16 protein-coding genes are annotated in these 19,335 nt (G+C 55.5%); 5 read left to right on the top strand and 11 right to left on the bottom strand.

Annotated elements, in window-relative coordinates; genetic code table 11:
* Nucleotides 1-20 precede the first annotated feature (20 nt).
* The gene (gene rlmD, locus NXS97_RS17750) at nucleotides 21-1,340 is read right to left on the bottom strand and encodes a 23S rRNA (uracil(1939)-C(5))-methyltransferase RlmD (protein WP_029570605.1); all 1,320 of its coding nucleotides are present in this window, start codon (nucleotides 1,338-1,340) and stop codon (nucleotides 21-23) included.
* Between the two features lie 86 nt (nucleotides 1,341-1,426).
* Between rlmD and barA the strand changes: the two genes are divergently transcribed.
* Nucleotides 1,427-4,156 (top strand): two-component sensor histidine kinase BarA, encoded by a 2,730-nt coding sequence (gene barA / locus NXS97_RS17745; protein ID WP_026020900.1) that lies wholly within the window; start codon nucleotides 1,427-1,429, stop codon nucleotides 4,154-4,156.
* Between the two features lie 56 nt (nucleotides 4,157-4,212).
* Here barA and NXS97_RS17740 read toward each other — a convergent pair whose 3' ends face one another.
* From NXS97_RS17740 to NXS97_RS17715, 6 genes are all read right to left on the bottom strand, one after another.
* Nucleotides 4,213-5,352 carry a glycerate kinase gene (locus NXS97_RS17740; protein WP_028715730.1) on the bottom strand — a complete coding sequence of 380 codons (1,140 nt, stop codon included), beginning with the start codon at nucleotides 5,350-5,352 and terminating at the stop codon, nucleotides 4,213-4,215.
* Between the two features lie 74 nt (nucleotides 5,353-5,426).
* Nucleotides 5,427-6,311, bottom strand: coding sequence for a 2-hydroxy-3-oxopropionate reductase (gene garR / locus NXS97_RS17735; RefSeq protein ID WP_028715731.1), 885 nt, complete (start codon nucleotides 6,309-6,311; stop codon nucleotides 5,427-5,429).
* Nucleotides 6,312-6,329: 18 nt separating this feature from the next.
* Entirely contained in the window at nucleotides 6,330-7,100 is a 771-nt protein-coding gene (garL, locus tag NXS97_RS17730; protein WP_019104734.1) for a 2-dehydro-3-deoxyglucarate aldolase, read from the bottom strand.
* 46 nt (nucleotides 7,101-7,146) lie between these two features.
* Nucleotides 7,147-8,478: a glucarate dehydratase gene (gene gudD, locus NXS97_RS17725; RefSeq protein ID WP_024471447.1), complete on the bottom strand. Its 1,332-nt coding sequence runs from the start codon at nucleotides 8,476-8,478 to the stop codon at nucleotides 7,147-7,149.
* 10 nt (nucleotides 8,479-8,488) lie between these two features.
* Nucleotides 8,489-9,835 (bottom strand): enolase C-terminal domain-like protein, encoded by a 1,347-nt coding sequence (locus NXS97_RS17720; protein ID WP_013026956.1) that lies wholly within the window; start codon nucleotides 9,833-9,835, stop codon nucleotides 8,489-8,491.
* 9 nt (nucleotides 9,836-9,844) lie between these two features.
* Nucleotides 9,845-11,188: an MFS transporter gene (locus NXS97_RS17715; protein ID WP_014594458.1), complete on the bottom strand. Its 1,344-nt coding sequence runs from the start codon at nucleotides 11,186-11,188 to the stop codon at nucleotides 9,845-9,847.
* Between the two features lie 511 nt (nucleotides 11,189-11,699).
* Between NXS97_RS17715 and garD the strand changes: the two genes are divergently transcribed.
* The gene (gene garD / locus NXS97_RS17710) at nucleotides 11,700-13,259 is read left to right on the top strand and encodes a galactarate dehydratase (protein WP_259232544.1); all 1,560 of its coding nucleotides are present in this window, start codon (nucleotides 11,700-11,702) and stop codon (nucleotides 13,257-13,259) included.
* 119 nt (nucleotides 13,260-13,378) lie between these two features.
* On the opposite strand, the gene NXS97_RS17705 is transcribed toward garD, so the two are convergent.
* From NXS97_RS17705 to syd, 4 genes are all read right to left on the bottom strand, one after another.
* The gene (locus tag NXS97_RS17705; protein ID WP_015699618.1) at nucleotides 13,379-13,825 is read right to left on the bottom strand and encodes a flavodoxin; all 447 of its coding nucleotides are present in this window, start codon (nucleotides 13,823-13,825) and stop codon (nucleotides 13,379-13,381) included.
* Between the two features lie 12 nt (nucleotides 13,826-13,837).
* Complete coding sequence (truC, locus tag NXS97_RS17700) at nucleotides 13,838-14,617, bottom strand: tRNA pseudouridine(65) synthase TruC (RefSeq protein WP_014594461.1); 780 nt, start codon at nucleotides 14,615-14,617, stop codon at nucleotides 13,838-13,840.
* Complete coding sequence (locus NXS97_RS17695; protein WP_116220034.1) at nucleotides 14,617-14,946, bottom strand: YqcC family protein; 330 nt, start codon at nucleotides 14,944-14,946, stop codon at nucleotides 14,617-14,619. The genes truC and NXS97_RS17695 overlap by 1 nt, the downstream gene beginning before the upstream one ends.
* Nucleotides 14,947-15,525: 579 nt before the next feature.
* Entirely contained in the window at nucleotides 15,526-16,074 is a 549-nt protein-coding gene (gene syd / locus NXS97_RS17690; RefSeq protein WP_042677904.1) for a SecY-interacting protein, read from the bottom strand.
* 61 nt (nucleotides 16,075-16,135) lie between these two features.
* Between syd and queF the strand changes: the two genes are divergently transcribed.
* The 3 genes from queF to xni all read left to right on the top strand — a co-directional run bounded on the left by queF (nucleotide 16,136) and on the right by xni (nucleotide 19,307).
* Complete coding sequence (queF, locus tag NXS97_RS17685; protein ID WP_072138264.1) at nucleotides 16,136-16,981, top strand: NADPH-dependent 7-cyano-7-deazaguanine reductase QueF; 846 nt, start codon at nucleotides 16,136-16,138, stop codon at nucleotides 16,979-16,981.
* A 169-nt stretch (nucleotides 16,982-17,150) separates the two neighbouring features.
* Entirely contained in the window at nucleotides 17,151-18,515 is a 1,365-nt protein-coding gene (gene ppnN, locus NXS97_RS17680; RefSeq protein WP_014605152.1) for a nucleotide 5'-monophosphate nucleosidase PpnN, read from the top strand.
* 33 nt (nucleotides 18,516-18,548) lie between these two features.
* On the top strand, nucleotides 18,549-19,307 hold the full coding sequence (gene xni / locus NXS97_RS17675) for a flap endonuclease Xni (protein ID WP_028715734.1): 759 nt from the start codon (nucleotides 18,549-18,551) through the stop codon (nucleotides 19,305-19,307).
* Nucleotides 19,308-19,335: the final 28 nt, after the last annotated feature.

Raw genomic sequence — 19,335 nt, 5'->3', positions numbered from 1 at the left:
ACAGCGCCCCTGCCGGACACTTATATTTTTTTTCTGAACAGCACCATGGATTCGAGATGACGGGTATGAGGAAACATATCCAGCATCGCGACCCTTTCCAATTGGTAACCCGCTGACAGCAATGTTTCACTGTCACGTGCGAGTGTCACAGGATTACACGAAACATAGACCACGCATTCTGGCGATAATTTGACGACATGTGCCATGACACCTGCCGCCCCAGCGCGAGCCGGATCGAGTAATACCTTGTTAAATCCCTGCATAGCCCAGGGCTGGCGCGAAACATCTTCTTCCAGATTATGCTGGAAGAATTTGACGTTTTTTAGCGCATTCACGTCAGCATTATACTCTGCCTGCTGCACTAATGCTGCAACGCCCTCCACACCCACGGCACTTTGTACCGATTTTCCTACAGGAAGCGTAAAGTTTCCCATGCCGCAAAACAGATCCAGCACCCGATCTTCAGGTTGCAAATCCAGCCACGCAATGGCCTTCGCCACCATCTGCTGATTCACCGTATCGTTGACCTGAATAAAATCCTTTGGACTGAAGATTAGCTCAAGCTGGTGAGAATGATAAAACGGCTGCCGATCGCCAGATGCGCGCAGCGTCTCGCTTCCATCATCCAGAAACAGCATCAGTTGGTGCTGATGCGAAAAACGTTCCAGTTTTGCAATATCATCGGTACTTAATGCATCGAGATGGCGCAATAACAGCACCGGGCCGTTGTCAGCCAGCACCAGCTCAACATGACCTAAGCGTTTGACAGCATTAAGCATAGTGAGACAATTGCGCAGCGGAATAATCAGCGCTTCAAGCTGGGGCACCATGATGGGGCACTGCTGGATATCGACGAGATCGTTGGTGGCCGCCTGGCGAAACCCCATCAGCAACTGCTGTGTTTTGTTCTGCCACTGCAGGCCAAGCCTGACGCGGCGACGGTAGCCCCAGGCCGGTCCGGCAATGATCTCATCAACCGCCACCGGCTGGTTCGCTGCCTGGGTCAACATCCGTGCCAGCGCACGTGATTTACTTTGCTGTTGTAACGCCTCGTCGGCATGCTGCTGCTGACAACCGCCACAGCGGCTAAAATGGGGACAGCGCGGCGCAACCCGTGAAGGACTGTGGTTAAGCAGGCGCACCGCTTTCGCTCTGGCATACTGGCGTTTATCCTCCAGCAGGGTGACCTCGGCCTGCTCTCCGGGCAGCGCGCCCGAGACAAACAGGGTTTTGCCCTTGTAGCGGGCAACGCCCTGACCAAACGGGTCGAGGTCTTCAATGGTGACGGTGATCCGTTGTTGGGTCGTCACACGCTGTTTTGCGGAGTAAAATTGCGCCATAGTGTGGTTCTTTCTCTTTAAGATTCGATGTGCACAAGGTTCAGCAGATGCACAGGGACGTTCATGCCGGACAGCAGGCGACTATTATGACCAAATACAGCCTGCGGGCGCGAATGATGATTTTAATTTTGGCTCCAACGTTGATGGTTGGGTTACTGCTCAGCTCATTTTTTGTCGTGCATCGTTATAATGAGCTGCAGCGCCAGGTCATCGATGCCGGGGCCAATATCATCGAACCGCTGGCGGTTTCTACCGAATACAGCATGACATGGCACAATCGTGACGCGCTGCGTGAACTGGTCAGTTTACTGCATCGCCGCCATTCCGGGATCGTGCGCGCCATCTCCGTTTTCGACGATAATAATCAGCTTTATGTCACCTCTAATAATCACCAAAACCTGAGTCTGGAAAGCAAGCAGGCTATTCGCGCGCTGCCTGAGGATGTGTCCGTTGAAGGCAGTGGCAACCTGCTGATCTTACGCAAGCCGATTATCTCTGAACGTTACGCCGTGGATGAGCTGCCGGGTCAGGATGCCAAACCCGCAGGTAACCCGTTGGGCTATGTGGCGATAGAGCTGGATCTGCAATCCGTGCGCTTACAGCAATATCGGGAAGTTTTTATTGCTACCCTGATGCTGCTGTTCTGCCTGTGTATTGCCATGCTGTTTGCCTATCGCCTGATGCGGGACGTCACCGGCCCTATTCGTAATATGGTTAGCACCGTTGACCGAATTCGTCGTGGACAACTGGACAGCCGGGTTGAAGGCCATATGCTGGGTGAATTGAGTATCCTGAAAAACGGTATCAACGCGATGGCGATGTCGCTCACCGCCTATCACGAAGAGATGCAGCACAATATCGATCAGGCCACATGGGACCTGCGGGAAACGCTGGAGCAGTTGGAGATTCAGAACGTCGAGCTGGATCTGGCCAAAAAGCGCGCGCAGGAAGCCGCCCGTATCAAATCCGAATTTCTGGCAAATATGTCGCATGAGTTGCGTACGCCGCTTAATGGCGTGCTGGGCTTTACCCGTCAGATGTTGAAAACGCCGCTGCGCACCACGCAGCGCGACTACATGCTGACCATTGAGCGCTCGGCCAACAATCTCCTGTCCATCATTAATGACGTGCTTGATTTTTCCAGACTGGAAGCCGGCAAGCTGATGCTGGAGTCCATTCCCTTTCCGTTGCGCGCCACCCTGGATGAAACCCTGGTTTTGCTGGCCCCATCCGCCCATGAGAAGGGGCTGGAGTTGACCGTGGTCTGCGATAACAGCGTGCCGGACAACGTGATTGGCGATGCGCTCCGCCTGCAGCAGATCCTGATCAACCTGATGGGCAACGCGATTAAATTTACCGAAAAAGGGACCATCAATTTACGGGTAGAACAGCACACGATTACGGCGACGCATGTTGAACTGGAGATTCAGGTTCGCGACACAGGCATTGGCATTTCTGAAGAGCAGCAGGCCCAGCTGTTTCAGGCCTTTCGCCAGGCGGATGCCAGCATTTCCCGCCGCCACGGAGGATCGGGGCTGGGCCTGGTCATTACCCAAAAACTGGTAAGGGAAATGAACGGGGAGATCACCTTCGTCAGCCGTCAGAACCACGGCTCCACCTTTTGGGTGCGCGTTAAACTGGACCTCAATCCCAATGCACCGAGTATGCCTCGAGTGCTGGATGCACTGTCGAACACGCGCATGGCCTATGTGGAGGCGAACCCCGACGTCGCCAGCGCGGTGGTAGAGATTTTAGGTGCCACGCCGTTGCAGGTTGAGCACAGTTTAACCCTGGAGGGTCTGAGCCAGTCGCGCTATCCCATTGTGTTAATGGCCATGCCGGTCAACGCCAGCCAGCCGCAGGTGCTTGAGGACAGGCTGATCCATACGCTTTTGGAGCGCGCCGACCAGGTCATTATGGCGCTGCCGAGTCCGATGATGTTACTGGCCGATGAGCTGAAAGTGCGTGGCATTGATGGCTGCATCGCAAAACCCGTCTCGCAGACGCGCCTGTTGCCGATGCTGCTGGAGCTGCATGCCCGTCACAGCAGCGAACTATCGGCCTCACCGCGTCTGCCGCTGACCGTGATGGCCGTGGACGACAATCCCGCTAACCTCAAGCTGATTGGGGCGCTGCTGGAAGAGCAGGTTCAACACATCGTACTGTGCAATAATGCGGAGCAGGCCATCCGTGTGGCCCACAGGCAAGTGCTGGACGTGATCTTAATGGATATACAAATGCCCGATATTGATGGCATTCGGGCCAGCGAGATCATCCGCACGCTGCCCAACCACGCAACCACCCCGATAGTCGCCGTCACCGCCCACGCTATTGACGGTGAACGCGAACATCTTATCCGGGCCGGCATGAACGACTACCTGGCCAAGCCTATTGATGAAAACAAGCTCGCTCAGGTCCTGGCCCGCTATATGCCCAGCCCGAGCACCACGGCGCCCGAGATCCCCCCAATATTACCCACGCTGGACTGGAAGCTGGCATTACGCCAGGCAGCGAATAAGCCGGATCTGGCGCGGGATTTACTCCGAATGCTGTTGGCATTCCTGCCGGAAGTGCACGGTAAAATGGCGCAGTTTATCGCCGACAACGACGCGACCTCCCTGCGTGAGATCATTCATAAACTTCACGGCAGCGCCAGCTACAGCGGCGTCCCGCGGATGAAACAACTGTGCCGTAAGCTTGAGAAAGAGCTTCATCAGGCAAGCGATATCGAAGCGCTGGAGCCGGAACTGCTGGAGCTTCAGGATGAAATGGAGAACGTCGCCAGACAGGCACGGCGCATCCTCTCCATGCCTTAGCCGGGCATACTGCGAAAGAACAAACGGCCCTGTCAGGTGAAGGGCCGTAAATACGCTTAGTGGAACCCGGCGATTTTCATTGTGGCAGCCACATTGCGCGCGGTGAGACGGACATTGTTTTCTGCCCCTTTTAGCGCCTCATCCAGCGAGCAAATACGGTAAAGCACGCTAAATACGGCATCCAGGCCATGCTGATGCACCACACCGACATCGTCAGTCAGGCTACCGGCAATGCCTATCACGGGAATATTAAAACGCTTAGCGACCTTTGCCACACCAATCGGCACCTTGCCCTTGATGCTCTGGCTGTCGATTCGTCCCTCGCCGGTAATGACCAGATCGGCATCTTTTACCTGCTCCTCCAGGCCCAGCGCTTCCGTCACAATCTCAATCCCACGGCGTAATTCCGCCTGACAAAACGCGTGCAGCGCAGCCCCCATGCCACCGGCAGCGCCGCCACCGCTGATCTGCAGCACATCAATACCCAAATCGCGCTGAATAAGCGCAGCGTAATGTGTCAGGGCTCGATCCAGTTGCTCAACCCGTTCTGGCGTCGCGCCTTTCTGGGGGCCAAACACCGCAGAGGCACCGTGATCGCCCGTCAGCGTATTGGTTACATCGCAGGCCACTTCAACGCGGCACTGCCGAATGCGCGGGTCCAGTCCGGTAACGTCAATGCTTGCCAGGTCAGGCAATGCGCCACCTCCCCGACCAATTTGCTCGCCCTGTTTATCCAGCAAGCGAGCGCCCAGCGCCTGCATCATGCCAGCACCACCGTCATTGGTGGCGCTGCCACCGATACCGATAATGATGTGTCGGACGCCTTTATCCAGCGCGTTTTTAATTAGCTCCCCAGTCCCAAACGAGGTGGTGATCAGGGGATCCCGCTGCGCTGCCGGTACCAGCTCCAGGCCGCTGGCCGCCGCCATCTCGATATAGGCGGTATCTTCATTACCCGACAGGCCGTAAAACGCCTCGACAGGTTCACCCAGCGGACCGGTGACCTTTAACCTGACCCACTTTCCCTGGGTCGCAGCCACCATGGCTTCCACCGTGCCTTCACCACCATCAGCAACCGGTATTTTCACATAATGGGCATCGGGAAAAACCTCACGGAACCCCGCTTCGATTGCCGATGCCACTTCCAGGGCCGAAAGACTTTCTTTATATGAATCCGGTGCGATTACGATTTTCATAGGCAATCCAGGCGGTATTAATTAACGATCAGAGCGTGAAATCGGCCCGGCCTCCACAGAAGCCGGGCAAGGCATTAGCGAGAGATCTCAACCTTTGCTAATTTCTCATAATAGCAGGCCAGCGCGCTGTGGTCGGCACTCCCCTGTCCGTCATTACGCAACGCCTGCATCATTTCCATCACGGCCGCCGTCAGCGGCAGGTGCGCACCAAGGCTGTGCGAGGTATCCAGCGCGTTAGCCAGATCCTTGATATGTAAATCAATGCGGAAACCCGGCTTAAAGTTGCGGTCCATCACCATGGGCGCTTTGGCATCCAGCACGGTGCTGCCCGCCAGACCGCCACGAATCGCCTGATACACCAGTTCCGGACTGACGCCCGCTTTGGTCGCCAGCGACAAGGCTTCAGACATGGCGGCAATATTTAGCGCTACAATGACCTGATTTGCCAGCTTCGTCACGTTACCTGCGCCGATATCGCCGGTATGAACCACCGATCCCGCCATGGCTTTCATGATGTCGTAGCACTGGTCAAACACGGCTTTATCGCCGCCCACCATCACGGATAACGTCCCCTCAATCGCTTTGGGCTCGCCGCCGCTCACCGGCGCATCCAGCATGTGAATCTGCTTTGCTGCCAGCGCATCGTGGACTTCACGGCTCGCCAGCGGCGCAATGGAGCTCATATCGATCACAATCAGGCCCGGTTTCGCGCCATCGATAATGCCGTTTTCGCCCAGGCAAACCTCTTTCACCTGTGGGGAATTTGGCACCATGGTGATCACCACATCGCACTGTTGCGCCAGTTCTTTGGCATTCGCCGCTGTGGTCGCCCCCAGCTGCACCAGCTCGGCTTCGCTTTCTGCATTATGATCGCGTACCACCAGTGAATAACCGGCTTTCAGCAGGTTTTTACTCATTGGTTTGCCCATGATGCCCAGGCCAATAAAGCCAATTTTCATGTCGTTTCTCCTGGATGATTACTTTTTAAATTTGTCGCACAACGCCTGCGTGGCACTGCGGAAAACACCGAGATCGCTGCCAACGGCAACAAAGGTTGCGCCCCATTCGAGATAGCGACGGGCATCGGCTTCCACCGGTGCCAGAATGCCGCTGGGCTTGTTGGCCGCTTTTGCCCGCTCAAAGATGTGTTTGATGACCGTTAACACCTCCGGATGGGCCGGCTGCCCGAGATAGCCGAGTGCGGCAGAGAGATCGCCCGGCCCGACAAAAATGCCGTCCACGCCGTCAACGGCGGCGATGGCGTCAATGTTGTCGACAGCCTGCTGGGTTTCTATTTGGACCAGCACCGAAATGTTGTCGTTGATGGTGGCGTTATAATTCGGCACCGTGCCGTACATGTTGCTGCGATGGGAAACCGACACGCCGCGAATTCCGGCAGGCGGATAGCGCGTGGAGGCAACTGCACGTCTGGCTTCGTCTTCGTTCTCGACGAAGGGAACAAGGATGTTATTAAAACCAATATCCAGCAGGCGCTTAATGATGACCGGTTCATTACAGGGTGGACGCACCACCGGCGCGCTGCGGCTGCCCTTCAGCGCCATTAGCTGGGGAACAAACGTGGTGATATCGTTCGGTGCGTGCTCGCCATCCAGAACTAACCAGTCAAATCCGGCCAGCCCTAACACCTCGGTCGAAACAGGACTTGCCAGGGCGCACCAACTGCCGATCAGGGTTTCACCTGCCAGCAGGCGGCGACGGAATTCATTTGGCCAGGCTGTATTACTCATGATTTGACTCCTGTGGAACGGGCTTCCTGAAGGAAGCCCAAAAAAGTTAACGCACCAGGCACGGACGCTTGTTATCAAACGTCCACTGTGGGATCAGGAACTGCATGGCCTGAGCATCATCACGTGCGCCAAGGCCATGCTTTTGATACAGCGCGTTAGCCTGCATGACCTGGTCCATATCCAGTTCAATGCCCAGGCCCGGTGCCTGCGGCACTGCGACCATGCCGCCTTCAATCTGGAAAGGCGTTTTCGTCAGTCGTTGATTGCCTTCCTGCCAGATCCAGTGGGTATCAATAGCGGTGATCTTGCCCGGTGCGGCAGCGGCAACATGGGTGAACATCGCCAGTGAAATATCGAAATGGTTGTTGGAGTGCGAACCCCACGTCAGGCCAAACGCGTGGCACATTTGCGCCACGCGCACGGAACCCTGCATCGTCCAGAAGTGCGGATCGGCCAGTGGGATATCCACCGACTGTAATGACAACGTGTGGCCCATTTGACGCCAGTCAGTGGCGATCATATTCGTCGCCGTCGGCAGACCGGTAGCGCGCCGGAACTCGGCCATCACTTCACGCCCCGAATAGCCCTGCTCTGCGCCACAGGGATCTTCTGCATAGGCGAGGACGTTTTTAAGCTGCTTACCTAGCGTAATGGCTTCGTCAAGCGACCAGGCACCGTTGGGATCGATAGTGACGCGCGCCTGGGGGAAGCGCTTCGCGAGTGCAGTAATCGCTTCTGCCTCATCACTGCCGCTCAGCACGCCGCCTTTAAGTTTAAAATCGTTGAACCCGTATTTTTCATAGGCCGCTTCGGCCAGCCGCACCACGGCATCCGGCGTGAGCGCTTCCTGATGGCGCAGGCGATACCAGTCGCAGGTATCGTTGTCCTGATGCTGGTAGGCCAGCGAGGTCTTGTTGCGATCGCCAACGTAGAACAGATAACCCAGCATTTCGACTTTGTCGCGCTGCTGTCCGTCGCCCAATAGCGAGGCGACATTGACGCCCAGATGCTGCCCCAGCAGATCCAGCAGTGAGGCTTCGATGCCGGTGACCACGTGAATGGTGGTGCGAAGATCAAAGGTCTGATTACCTCGCCCAGCGGCATCGCGATCGGCAAAGGTGGCGCGAACCTGGCTCAGGATGTTTTTATATTCGCCAATCGTTTTGCCCACCACCAGCGCGGCAGCCTCTTCCAGGGTTTGACGAATCTTTTCGCCACCGGGAATTTCACCTACGCCAGTATGGCCTGCGTTGTCTTCAATGATCACGATATTGCGGGTGAAAAAAGGCGAATGTGCGCCGCTCAGGTTCAGTAACATGCTGTCATAGCCGGCAACCGGGATGACCTGCATGGCGGTAATTTTTGGTGTGGTATTCATCTGTTATCCCTTAAGCAGAGGCCCGGCCAAAGGCCGGCCGTTTACGGTCAAATGTCCAGCCTGGTAGCAAGTACTGCATGGCTGTGGCGTCATTACGTCCGCCCGCCGGCAGTGATTTGTAGTGTTCGTTTGCCAGGCGGAGTCGTTCCCAATCCAGTTCAATACCCAGGCCAGGCGCATCTGGCACCGTGATTTTGCCCTGACGGATCTGCAGCGGCTCTTTTGTCAGGCGTTGATCGCCCTCCTGCCAGATCCAGTGCGTATCTATGGCGGTGGGATTACCGGGCGCGGCGGCACCGACGTGGGTGAACATCGCGAGAGAAATATCAAAGTGGTTATTCGAGTGGCAGCCCCACGTTAAGCCCCATTCATCGCACAGTTGCGCGACACGAACGGCGCCGCTCATCGTCCAGAAGTGCGGATCGGCCAGTGGGATATCGACAGCATTGAGCATCAGCGCATGGTTCATTTCACGCCAGTTGGTGGCGATCATGTTGGTGGCGACCGGTAATCCGGTCGCACGACGAAACTCGGCCATCACCTCGCGCCCTGAATAACCCTGCTCGGCGCCACAGGGATCTTCTGCATAGGTCAGGACATCCTGCATGCCCTTACAGAATCCGATCGCCTCGTCCAGCCACCACGCGCCGTTAGGATCGACGGTGATGCGCGCCTCGGGGAAGCGCTTTTTCAGCGCCTGCGCGGTGGCGATCTCCTGTTCGCCCGGCAGCACTCCGCCCTTGAGTTTGAAATCTTTGAAACCGTATTTATCCTGCGCCGCCTCGGCCAGCCGGACAACCGACTCGCTATTCAGCGCTTCCTGATGGCGCAGGTGATACCAGTCATGCTGCGCCTTCTCACCCGTCAGATAAGGCAAATCGGTTTTACGGCGATCGCCTAAGTAGAACAGGTAGCCTAAAACCGTCACCTCATCGCGCTGCTTACCCGGTCCAAGCAGTTCGGCGACCGGCACGCCCAGGCATTGTCCCAGAAGGTCCAGCAGTGCGGCTTCCAGTGCCGCGACCGCGTTGACGCGCAGCTCAAAGGTCCAGGCCCCTTTGCCAAAAGTCTCGAAATCGGCGGACTGATTCCCCTGATGAATCTTCTGCACCAGCCGGTTCATACGGGCGACCTGCTGACCGATCACCTGCGGCGCGGCCTCGACTAAGGTCTGATAGAGGGTTTCGCCCCCCGGTGCTTCACCCAGCCCGGTGTGTCCTGCACTGTCGGTCAGGATCACGATATTGCGCGTGAAGCGGGCATTGTGTGCCCCGCCAATGTTGAGCAGCATACTGTCGTAGCCAGCCACAGGGACCACCTGCATAGTCGTAATAACGGGCGTCGATTGCGTATTCATGCAGGCTCCTTAGCGTGTTTTCAGCTCAATGCGCTTGATGTTATCCACCAGCACCAGGTAGCTGAGTACGGCAACGAACGCGTGGATACCGACATAAACCAGCGCGCCGTTATAAGAACCGGTAGAGGCAATGATGTAGCCGATCGCGATGGGGGTAATAATGCCGGATGCATTACCGAACATATTGAACAGACCGCCGCTCAGGCCGCTAATCTCTTTCGGTGCGGTGTCCGCCATGACTGCCCATCCCAGCGCGCCAATCCCTTTACCAAAGAAGGCGGTTGCCATGAACAGCACCACGACCCAGTCCGTCTCGACATAGTTACAGACCACCATGGACGTCGAGAGCAACATGCCGAGCACAATCGGTGTTTTACGGGCGATATTGAGTGAGCCGGTTTTGCGCATCAGCCAGTCAGAGATCACCCCGCCGAGCACGCCACCGATAAAGCCGCACAGCGCAGGCACCGAGGCGACAAAGCCCGCTTTAAGGATCGACATGCCCCTTGCCTGCACCAGATAAACCGGAAACCAGGTGATAAAGAAGTAGGTCAGAGCGTTGATGCAGTACTGGCCAATGTAGACACCGATCATCATGCGCGACTGCAGCAGTTGCTTGATCTGGAACCACTTATCACTGAAGCTGACTTTTTGCTTCTCGCTTTTCTGATCCATATTGATCAGCGCGCCGCCCTCCGCCATGTAGTCCAGCTCCGCTTTGTTCACGCCGGGATGATCGCAGGGATCGTAAATCACTTTGAGCCAGATAAAGCTCAAAATAATGCCCAGCCCTCCCATAAACCAGAACACGTGCGCCCAGCCCACCGCGGAGGTCAACCAGCCCATGATGGGCGCGAAAATTACCGTCGCGAAGTATTGTGCGGAGTTGAAAATCGCCACGGCAGTGCCGCGCTCCTGAGCCGGAAACCAGGCTGCCACAATACGGCTGTTACCCGGGAATGAAGGGGCTTCCGCCAGCCCGACCATAAAGCGCAGCATAAACAGCGCCATGACGATGGTGTAGCCGCTGAACACGTCCACGAACCCCTGCAGCAGGGTAAACAACGACCAAAGAAAGATACTCCAGAAATAGACGCGCTTAGAACCAAAGCGATCCAACAGCCAGCCACCGGGGATTTGCCCAATGACATAGGCCCATGAAAAAGCAGAGAAGATAAACCCCATCCCCACGGGATCGAGGCCAATTTCTTTTGCCATGGCCGAACCCGCGATAGACAACGTGGCGCGGTCACCGTAGTTGAATGAGGTCACAATAAATAGCATGACCACTATCCAGTAACGCGCGTTCGTCCGTTTTTGTACCGCCTCCGTTGTCTGGTGATAACTACTCATGATGCACTCCTGAAATATAGCGAAAGCTACATTCGCTCTGACTGCATACACATCGCGTTGGGTATCAGAGAGATGTAGGTTAAACACGGCGATTTTTTTTAATGGCAAACCGATAATGCGTCGTGACGAATAACCTGATCGGGAAAACGGAAATCAGTATAGGAAGCGGGTTTGGGTGAGGCATTGGAACATCACCCTGGAATAAGGTGAATGAACGATGATTTTTTGGGCTAATGCATAAACTGCTGCGGGACGTTTCACGTTATTTGTAAAAAGTCACAATAAGCACGCCCAAACAGGCGTTGATAAGCGGCTTTGTGAGAATCTTCACTTGATTTAGTAAAAAGATAATAAAACCGCGTCATCTCTCAGCCGAATATAGGTCAATTGCACAATGTGCAGGCGGTAACACCTTCTTATACTGACGGTGGCAAATACCGAACCTGTGACACCTGACGTCTCATAATGAATGCGCCGTACCAGCAAGGCGCTACGCACTGGAAGGTGAGCGATGAACCCCATTTCAAAAGAGCAGCCGCTTTACATTAAAGTTCACGAAAACGATAACGTTGCGATTGTGGTAAACAGCCAGGGGCTGACTGCGGGCACCACGTTTAAAGATGGATTAACACTAACCGAACATGTACCGCAGGGGCATAAGGTGGCGTTGGTTGCCATTCCTCAGGGTCAGCCTGTGTTGCGCTATGGTGAAATTATTGGCCTTGCCGTTCGTGATATTGCCCAAGGCAGTTGGATCGATGAGTCACTCATTGCGCTTCCGGACGCACCGGATTTGCAGAGTTTGCCCCTGGCGAATAACGTGCCGCCTGACTTACCGCCGCTTGAAGGTTATACCTTCGAGGGCTATCGCAACGCTGACGGCAGCGTGGGCACCCGTAACCTGTTGGGCATTACCACCAGCGTTCACTGCGTGGCGGGCGTGGTGGATTATGTGGTGCAAATGATAGAGCGTGATTTGCTGCCCCGTTATCCCAATGTGGACGGCGTGGTTGCGCTAAATCATCTCTACGGCTGCGGCGTGGCAATCAACGCGCCTGCGGCGGTTATTCCTATCCGTTCCGTCCACAACCTGGCCCTTAACGCGAATTTTGGCGGGGAGATCATGGTAGTCAGTCTGGGTTGTGAAAAATTACAACCTGAGCGCTTGTTGACCGGTACGCCCGACGTGCAGCCCATCTCGCTGGATGAGGAGGATATTGTGCGTTTGCAGGATGAGAAGCTGGTGGGCTTTGGCGCCATGGTGGATGAGATCCTCCAGGTCGCAGAGCGCCATCTGAAACGGCTTAACCAGCGCCAGCGTGAAACCTGCCCTGCCTCGGAACTGGTCGTGGGCATGCAGTGCGGCGGCAGTGATGCTTTTTCTGGCGTGACGGCGAATCCCGCGGTGGGCTTTGCTTCCGACCTGCTGGTGCGCAGCGGCGCGACCGTTATGTTCTCTGAGGTCACCGAGGTGCGCGATGCCATTCACTTACTGACACCGCGCGTGATCAATCAGGAAGTGGGTCAGCGGCTGATTGAAGAGATGGCATGGTATGACCGCTACCTTGATCAAGGCAAAACCGATCGCAGCGCCAATCCCTCACCGGGCAACAAGAAAGGTGGGCTGGCAAACGTGGTGGAAAAAGCCCTGGGTTCCATTGCCAAATCAGGCCGAAGCCCGATTGTGGAGGTTCTGTCGCCCGGACAGCGTCCGACACGACGTGGACTGATTTTTGCCGCGACGCCCGCCAGCGATTTTGTGTGCGGCACGCAGCAGCTCGCCTCAGGTATCACCCTGGAGGTCTTTACCACCGGCAGAGGAACCCCGTATGGCCTGGCGGCAATCCCGGTGATAAAAATGGCTACCCGTAACGCGCTGGCCGAGCGCTGGCATGACCTGATGGACATCAATGCTGGCACGATTGCAACAGGCGAGGAAACCATTGAGCAGGTTGGCTGGCGGTTGTTTGAATTGATACTGGACATTGCCAGTGGCAGAAAGCAAACCTGGTCAGATCGCTGGGGAATTCGTAATCAGCTGGCCGTATTTAATCCCGCGCCGATAACCTGAGAAACGGGGGCGCGCAGGGCAATGACGGAACGCGCTGTACGCAGAATCCTGTTATCGTAACACCGCTGCCGCCGGTGTAATCCGGACGGCAGCGGAACAGCATAGCAGCCTTGATCTTATCAGAGCTGCTTGCCCCACTGCTCAACCCACGGCGTGGTGACGGATTCAGGTTCTGGATGTTCCGTGGCATCAACCAGCAGAACCTCACCTACCCGTTTAGCCTGGTGCTCCTGTAACAGGGCATCAAAGCGCTTACCCGCACCGCAGAAATTCTCGTAGCTGCTGTCGCCCAAGGCAATAACGCCGTAGCGCAGCCCTGGCTGGTGGCCCAGTTTGTCCTGCACGTCATGGAACAGGCCAGAAATAGTATCCGGGAAATCGCCCTGACCGGTGGTTGATGTAATCACTAAGGCGACATCATTCGCATAGTTTTGCCATTCGGCTAACGTAGGATCTTCAAAAATCTTCACGTCATGGCCTTGCTGCTGCAATGCCGGTTCTGCTTCTTCTGCAACCAGTAATGCATTGCCATAAACGGTGCCTACAAAAATACCAATTTTCGCCATTTCTTTTCCCCTTTATTCCGTCCCGCTATCCTGACCTGAGCCAGCCATAAACTCAACCCGTGGCACATCCGGCATACAGGCCTGCCAGCCAAACTGATCCATCACCCGTTGCCAGACAAGATCAAGTCCGGCGCGAATAACCAGGGGTTCTCCCGTCACCGGGTGGCTGAGCGACAAGCTGCTGGCATGCAACATTAAACGATTTGCGCCAAAGTGTGCAGCCGCCCCCCGATTCTGACGCAAATCGCCATGGGCCGAATCGCCGATAATGGGATGGCGAAGATGAGACATATGCCGACGCAGCTGATGCTTGCGTCCGGTTTTGGGTTTGAGCTCAATCAGGCTGTAACGCGCAGTGGGATAACGACTCACTGCGACCGGCATCTCTACGGTTGCCAGTGAGGCGTAATCGGTCACCGCAGGCTGAGGCGCGCGGGGGTCGCTGACAAATTTGTCGGCAATTTTATCCAGCTCTTCGACAAGCGGATAATCCAGCCGATCGCGGCCTTCCAGCCAGCCGCGCACCACGGCATGATAGGTCTTCTCCATCTGATGATGCTCAAACTGCTGGGAAAGCAGGCGGCCCACCTCACTGGACAGGCCCATTAGCAGAACGCCCGATGTGGGGCGATCAAGCCGGTGCGCCGTGAAAACATGCTGGCCTATCTGGTCGCGTACCGTCTGCATGACAAACTGCGTTTCATGGCGATCAAGCCAGCTACGGTGGACCAGCCAACCGGCGGGTTTGTTCACCGCCACCAGCCACGCATCCTGATAAATGATCTCTAACATCAGGCAGACTCATCCTCCAGAAGGGCATCCAGCTGCTTTAACGTCAACACCAGCAGGGCACGACCGGGCTGCCCGGGCGTTAACGCCACTTCAAAATAGGGGGCGATCGCGACGTTCTTCGGCAACGGCTGCCCGGCACCAATGATGGCCTGAACGCGCGGTATCAGCACCCACTGTAACCATTCCAGCGGCTGAAGCGTATCAAGGAAGAAAGGTTGCTGGCTGGTGAACGCGTGATCGTCTGGCGCAACAGACTGCCAGAGATCGTGCTCGCGCATTATCGCTTCGACCTGTTCGAGTCGTTGCAAAATTAAGTGTTCCAGCATCATGCTTCACCTCTGACCGGATAAAAATGGGCGGCAAGCATAACCCGCAGGCATAAAAAAAGGGAGCACTGTATTAAACAGTGCTCCCGGTTCGTTTGCAGCTTTCCCGCTACGTTAGTGCTCCCTGCTCATCCGTGACAACTTTTCCCGTGCGAATTCCATTCGCGCATCATCCTGACAAATCCTTAGCATCCAGGCCCGCCACCTCTTCTGAGGGGCTCTCATTCTCCGTCCTGGAGGTGTCCTTTAACTCAATCCAGAGTGTCCTGCTTCATCCTGAAGCCTTCCTTGTGACGTAAACTCCGTTACGCTCCGGCCTCCTGGCTACCGTCATCCTGACGGCTCCTGTTGTCCAGGACATCCTGTCCGCGAGTGATATTCTCGTCAGAAATTACTCAGAGCACAAGGTGGTAAAACGCCTTATAACGATATCTTATGAAAAGCGCTCATCAGCGCAGCTAATAAGTTAATGATTTACAATATTTTTACATCTTTCCGAAATGATCACTGCGTGAAGGATAGAGCGATCTCTCACAGAGCTTGTAAGAGATCTCTCACACCGCCGATAGCGGATATCTGCAACTAGTCACTAAGCGGTTGTAAATCATTAAGAAATGATGGGATATCAGGTGCCAGCGTCTGGCGATGTTTGCGCCCTGGGGTTTCGAGAATGACATGTCCGCTCAGGTTACAGAGCGAGATAATGTTTTCTTCGGAATCCGTTGTCGCGATAAACAGCGTCGGCGCCTGCTTCAGCCGGCGCTGCATCACTAAATGACCAATCAGATTTTCCTGCAGTCGGACAAAATCCTCTTCGCTCCAGACCTGCAGAAGCGTTAACCTGATTTGGTCGTGAGTGGCGCGCATGTCTCCCGCGAACTGGTGGGTATAAAATGCGGTAATCTGCGGCTGGAGCTGGATATCCAGCGCGCGTTCAACGGCATCCAGAGACGGCGGCAGGCTAAAGGGCTGCGGTTGCCACAGCGCCCGCTCGCCACGATTTTCAATCAGGCAGGGTGAAGGAACGCCATAAAGATCGCTACTGGCCGGTGCATGGCCATTATTCTGCTGCCAGTGCAGACAGTATCGGGTGGTAAAATCAGTTAACGCTTCAGCCGTTTGCTGCATCATTCAAATTCTCACTTCTGATAGGTTACACTTACTCACTTTGATGACCTCAGTGGTAACCGTTATGTCTTCTTATCAGCCGGATCCGGCGCTCAGCAACCTGACGCTTGGCAAGCCCACAGCTTATCACGATCGCTATGACAACAGCTTATTACAGGCCGTTCCGCGCAGCATGAACCGCGAACCACTCGGCCTTTATCCTGATAACCTGCCTTTTACCGGAGGCGATATCTGGACGCTGTATGAACTCTCCTGGCTCAACAGCAAAGGCGTTCCGCAGGTGGCGGTTGGCGAAGTGGTGCTGGACGCCCACAGTCGTAATCTTATCGAGTCCAAGAGTTTCAAACTCTATCTTAACAGCTTTAACCAGACGCGGTTCGCAGACTGGGGCGAGGTGCGCCAGACGCTGGAGCAGGATCTGCGTGTCTGTGCCGAAGGCGAGGTGCGCGTCGCGCTGTTTCGGTTGAATGAAATTGAAGGTCAACCTGTGGGACACTTTGCAGGCTACTGCATAGATGAGCAGGATATCGAAATTGAAGATTATGCCTTTAATGCCGATTATCTGATTGACGCAGCCGGTGAGGAACAGGTGGAAGAAACGCTGGTCAGTCACCTGCTGAAGTCCAACTGTCTGATCACGAATCAGCCTGACTGGGGCTCGGTGATGATTCGCTATAAGGGCCCACGGCTCGATCGCGAAGCGCTGCTGCGCTACATCATTTCATTTCGTCAACATAATGAGTTTCATGAACAGTGCGTTGAGCGTATCTTCAATGACCTGATGCGTTTTTGTCAGCCCGAACAGCTCACCGTTTACGCGCGCTATACGCGTCGGGGCGGACTGGATATTAATCCATGGCGCAGTAATGTGCCCTTTACGCCGGGTCATTCTCGTCTGGTTCGTCAGTAGTTTGCGAGGTATTTCTCAGGCTGCCGGTCAACTATAGCGTTCCACTTGAGTCAGCCCTGCCGACAAGGCTACTCTGGGCAAGGCGGCATACAGTGGATTGCCAACCAGGGATTTTCGTCACTGCATTTGCAGTGTCAGCCATCACCCCAGCGGGTGCAAAGGAGTTCATTTGATTACACATGTCAGCCCTCTTGGCTCTATGGATCTGCTCTCCCAACTGGAAGTAGATATGCTGAAGCGCACAGCCAGCAGCGATTTATATCAACTTTTCCGTAACTGCTCGCTCGCCGTGCTCAATTCTGGCAGCCAGACTGACAGCAGCCACGAGCTCCTGTCCCGCTTTGAGAACTTCGATATTAACGTGCTGCGCCGCGAGCGCGGCATCAAGCTTGAACTGATCAATCCCCCCGAAGAGGCCTTTGTTGACGGCCATATTATTCGTTCACTGCAGGCTAACCTGTTTGCCGTGCTGCGCGATATCCTGTTTGTTAACGGCCAGTTAGCCAGTTCCGGCCGGTTACCCTGCGCAGAAGACAACGATTCGGTCATGATTACCAACACCGTGTTTTCTATTCTGCGTAATGCCCGGGCATTACACGTGGGCGAATATCCCAATACCGTTGTCTGTTGGGGCGGCCACTCGATTAACGCGGTGGAATACCAGTACTGTCGTAACGTCGGTACGCAGTTGGGCCTGCGTGAACTGAATATTTGTACCGGCTGTGGCCCGGGCGTGATGGAAGCGCCCATGAAGGGGGCGGCGGTAGGCCATGCACAGCAACGCTACCGCGACAGCCGCTTTATCGGTTTAACCGAGCCGTCGATTATCGCGGCTGAACCGCCTAACCCGCTGGTGAACGAACTGATCATCATGCCGGACATCGAAAAACGTCTGGAAGCCTTTGTACGCATTGCACATGGCATCATTATTTTCCCTGGCGGCGTGGGGACGGCAGAGGAGTTTCTTTACCTGCTGGGCATTCTGATGAATCCGCAAAATGAGCATCAGGTTCTGCCGCTCATTCTGACCGGGCCGAAGGAAAGCGCCGACTATTTCCGTGTGCTGGATGACTTTATTGTCAGCACGCTCGGGGAGCAGGCACGTAAGCATTATCAGATCATTATTGATGATGCCGCCGAGGTGGCCCGCCTGATGAGAAAAGCGATGCCGCAGGTGAAAGAACACCGCCGCGAAACGGGTGATGCCTACAGCTTTAACTGGTCTATCCGCATCGCGCAGGATTTGCAGGTGCCCTTTATGCCAACGCATGAAAATATGGCCAATCTCAATCTCTACACTAACCAGCCGCCGGAAAAACTGGCAGCCGACCTGCGCCGGGCGTTCTCGGGCATTGTGGCAGGTAACGTTAAAGAGATGGGCATCCGTGAGATCCGGGAAAAAGGCCCTTATAAACTGCACGGTGATGCCGACATCATGCACCGCATGGATGAACTGCTACAGGGCTTTGTGGCGCAGCAGCGTATGAAACTGCCAGGTACTGCCTATATCCCGTGCTACGAAATCATTAAGTAAATCAGGAGGCAGCCGCTGGGCTGCCCTTACCTTATGTCACATCACTTACTTATTGTTGATGCACTCAATCTCATTCGCCGCCTTCACGCCGTTCAAGGCTCTCCCTGTGTGGACGGCTGCGTGGCGGCATTGCGCCAGCTTCTCGGCCACACGCGTCCTTCTCACGTTGTGGCCGTGTTTGACGGTGAAGCGCGCCATCAGGGATGGCGGCATCAGCTGCTGCCCGACTATAAAAGCGGTCGCCCGCCCATGCCGGAAGATTTGCAGGCTGAAATGCCCGCTTTGCAGGCGGCGTTTCGGGCCGTGGGCGTGAGCTGCTGGATTGCCGAACAGGATGAAGCCGACGATCTGGCGGCCACGCTGGCGGTAAAAATGGCGCGGGCGGGCCATCAGGCCACTATCGTTTCCACCGACAAAGGCTACTGTCAGCTACTGGCGCCGGACATTCGCATCCGCGATTATTTTCAGAAGCGCTGGCTGGATTTGCCGTTTATTGAAACGGAGTTTGGCGTTGCGCCCACTATGCTGCCCGACTACTGGGGATTATGCGGCATCAGCAGCAGTAAAATCCCGGGTATCGCGGGCATCGGCCCCAAAAGCGCCCGGGAACTGCTGCAGCAGTTTGGCTCACTGGAATCGCTTTACCAACAGTTGGATCAGGTCCCCACCAAATGGCGCAATAAACTGCAGACAGGGCAAGAGATGGCGTTCATCAGCCGCGACGTCGCCCGGCTGAAACAGGATTTGGTGCTGGAAGGAAATCTGAATTTACTGCGTTACAGCGGTGACTAGCATGGTCAACCGATCGGGCACCATCGCG

The sequence above is a fragment of the Pantoea sp. B623 genome, from assembly GCF_024814475.1.
GTDB classification, from domain to species: Bacteria; Pseudomonadota; Gammaproteobacteria; order Enterobacterales; family Enterobacteriaceae; genus Pantoea; species Pantoea ananatis.
The sequence above is the reverse complement of the archived record's forward strand: the minus strand, read 5'-3'. Positions and strand labels throughout refer to the sequence as shown.

What these genes read in the sequence shown, in the direction of transcription:
- NXS97_RS17720 (WP_013026956.1), bottom strand. Translation starts at nt 9,835, where the DNA reads ATGAATACGCAATCGACGCCCGTTATTACGACTATGCAGGTGGTCCCT.
- queF (WP_072138264.1), top strand. Translation starts at nt 16,136, where the DNA reads ATGTCTTCTTATCAGCCGGATCCGGCGCTCAGCAACCTGACGCTTGGC.
- garL (WP_019104734.1), bottom strand. Translation starts at nt 7,100, where the DNA reads ATGAGTAATACAGCCTGGCCAAATGAATTCCGTCGCCGCCTGCTGGCA.
- truC (WP_014594461.1), bottom strand. Translation starts at nt 14,617, where the DNA reads ATGTTAGAGATCATTTATCAGGATGCGTGGCTGGTGGCGGTGAACAAA.
- rlmD (WP_029570605.1), bottom strand. Translation starts at nt 1,340, where the DNA reads ATGGCGCAATTTTACTCCGCAAAACAGCGTGTGACGACCCAACAACGG.
- barA (WP_026020900.1), top strand. Translation starts at nt 1,427, where the DNA reads ATGACCAAATACAGCCTGCGGGCGCGAATGATGATTTTAATTTTGGCT.
- NXS97_RS17695 (WP_116220034.1), bottom strand. Translation starts at nt 14,946, where the DNA reads ATGATGCTGGAACACTTAATTTTGCAACGACTCGAACAGGTCGAAGCG.
- NXS97_RS17705 (WP_015699618.1), bottom strand. Translation starts at nt 13,825, where the DNA reads ATGGCGAAAATTGGTATTTTTGTAGGCACCGTTTATGGCAATGCATTA.
- syd (WP_042677904.1), bottom strand. Translation starts at nt 16,074, where the DNA reads ATGATGCAGCAAACGGCTGAAGCGTTAACTGATTTTACCACCCGATAC.
- garD (WP_259232544.1), top strand. Translation starts at nt 11,700, where the DNA reads ATGAACCCCATTTCAAAAGAGCAGCCGCTTTACATTAAAGTTCACGAA.
- NXS97_RS17715 (WP_014594458.1), bottom strand. Translation starts at nt 11,188, where the DNA reads ATGAGTAGTTATCACCAGACAACGGAGGCGGTACAAAAACGGACGAAC.
- gudD (WP_024471447.1), bottom strand. Translation starts at nt 8,478, where the DNA reads ATGAATACCACACCAAAAATTACCGCCATGCAGGTCATCCCGGTTGCC.
- NXS97_RS17740 (WP_028715730.1), bottom strand. Translation starts at nt 5,352, where the DNA reads ATGAAAATCGTAATCGCACCGGATTCATATAAAGAAAGTCTTTCGGCC.
- xni (WP_028715734.1), top strand. Translation starts at nt 18,549, where the DNA reads ATGTCACATCACTTACTTATTGTTGATGCACTCAATCTCATTCGCCGC.
- garR (WP_028715731.1), bottom strand. Translation starts at nt 6,311, where the DNA reads ATGAAAATTGGCTTTATTGGCCTGGGCATCATGGGCAAACCAATGAGT.